Annotated in this window: 1 protein-coding gene; it reads left to right on the top strand. The window is 64.4% G+C overall.

Translation table 11 applies throughout. From position 1 onward, the window contains the following. The coding region (locus JHD62_RS21520; RefSeq protein ID WP_370541110.1) for a hypothetical protein at positions 1 to 381 on the top strand (381 nt) is incomplete at its 5' end. Positions 382 to 432: the final 51 nt, after the last annotated feature.

The raw sequence follows: 432 nt of genomic DNA, 5'->3' as shown, positions 1-432 counted from the left end.
GCCATGAGCAGCGGCAAACCACCCGAACTCATCCGCACCGCCCTCACTCGCGCCTATTTCTGCGAGGACTTTTCCGCCCCCGCCGGCTTCCGCGAAAAAAGTTCCGACCTCTTCCTCATGGGCCTGCTCTCCGTTTCCGACGCGCTCCTCGATAAGCCCATGCGCGACGTCCTCCACTCCTTGCCCATCGACGCCGAAATCAAATCCGCCCTCTGCGGAGGCGAAAATCGCTACCGCGATCTCTACGAAGTCCTCCTCGCCCTCGAACGCGCCGAATGGCCCAAGCTCTCCGCCTTCATCCAGCGCCTCGGCTGCCCCGAAGACTCCGTCCCCGAGTCCTACCAATCCGCCCTCCAAAAGGCCTCCTCCGCCTCCACCTAACCACGGTAGCGCCTGCTTCCGGCAGCCAACCGTAGCGGCCACCTTCCGGGG

Source organism: Aquitalea sp. ASV11 (assembly GCF_016429185.1).
GTDB classification, from domain to species: Bacteria; Pseudomonadota; Gammaproteobacteria; order Burkholderiales; family Chromobacteriaceae; genus Aquitalea; species Aquitalea pelogenes.
This window is presented reverse-complemented; position numbering and strand designations above follow the sequence as displayed.